This window comes from Mesorhizobium sp. M2A.F.Ca.ET.067.02.1.1 (genome assembly GCF_004023285.1).
Lineage (GTDB): Bacteria > Pseudomonadota > Alphaproteobacteria > Rhizobiales > Rhizobiaceae > Mesorhizobium.
This window is the reverse complement of record NZ_RZSB01001137.1, coordinates 1-1,263: the sequence shown is the minus strand read 5'-3', so window position 1 is coordinate 1,263 and position 1,263 is coordinate 1. Positions and strand designations below refer to the sequence as shown.

The following is a 1,263-nucleotide window of genomic DNA, read 5'->3' as shown; positions in this document are numbered from 1 at the left end:
CCGGTATCCTCAATGGTTATGTCGATCTGGGCACCTATGTCGGGATCACGCCCTATGTCGGCGCCGGCATTGGTTTGGTTCGGACGACAAGCAAGCTTTCGGCCTCATACACAGACAGCGCCGACTCCTCCAACGATTTCGTCCTGAGCAGCAACAAAAACCAATACTCGCTCGCCTATACGCTCAATGCGGGCCTTGCATACCAAGTGACCAAGAATGTTCTTGTCGACCTCGGCTACCAGTATTTCTCCGCCCCCAATGCGGAATATGTGGCCGCCGAGAGCCTGACCTCCTATCCCACCCGTAAGGGGATCAGCAACCACCAGATCAAATTCGGCCTGCGCTACGACCTCTGGTAAAGCGAAGCGGGTCACGAAATGCCACGGCGGGTCCAACGGCTCGCCGTTTTCATTTCGGGGCGCGCCGGGTGGAAGGGAATATCCCGACAACGACAAAAACTTTGCTCTTGACGCCGAAAGGCTGAAAGCATATCGCCGTCCGTGGGCCACCCCTCCCCAACGAGGGGCCACTATCTGGAAGGGTAGACCACGATGACGACACCTACCAAGCCCGGACTCCGTCCGGCAAACCCCAATTTCTCCTCAGGTCCCTGCGCAAAACGCCCCGGCTGGTCGGCCGAGGCGCTCTCTAAGGCCGCGCTCGGACGCTCCCACCGCGCCAAGATCGGCAAGAGCAAGCTCGAACAGGCGATCGAGCTGACGCGCGAAATCCTCAAGGTTCCCGCGAACTATCGCATCGGCATCGTGCCGGCGTCGGACACCGGCGCGGTCGAGATGGCGCTGTGGTCGCTGCTCGGCGAGCGCGGCGTCGACATGGTCGCCTGGGAGAGCTTCGGCTCCGGCTGGGTGACGGATGTCGTCAAGCAGCTCAAGCTCGCCGACGCGCGCAAGTTCGAGGCCGGCTACGGCCAGCTGCCCGACCTCAAGCAGATCGATTTCGATCGCGACGTGGTCTTCACCTGGAACGGCACGACCTCGGGCGTGCGCGTGCCGAATGGCGAATTCATTCCCGCGGACCGCAAGGGCTTGACCATCTGCGACGCGACGTCGGCCGCCTTCGCGCAAAGGCTCGACTTTGACAAACTCGATGTCGTCACCTTCTCCTGGCAGAAGGTGCTGGGCGGCGAAGGCGCGCACGGCATGCTGATCCTGTCGCCCCGCGCCGTCGAGCGGCTGGAGACCTACAAGCCGGCCTGGCCGCTGCCGAAGATCTTCCGCCTGACCTCGGGCGGCAAGCTGATCG

1 protein-coding gene and 1 pseudogene are annotated in these 1,263 nt (G+C 62.5%); both read left to right on the top strand.

Annotated features, from left to right (window positions below; genetic code table 11):
• Positions 1-359, top strand: a pseudogene (locus EOA28_RS36165) (opacity family porin); the annotation flags it as partial.
• A gap of 192 nt (positions 360-551) precedes the next feature.
• A partial coding sequence (locus EOA28_RS36160) for a phosphoserine transaminase (RefSeq protein ID WP_128315863.1) occupies positions 552-1,263 on the top strand: 712 nt, incomplete at its 3' end.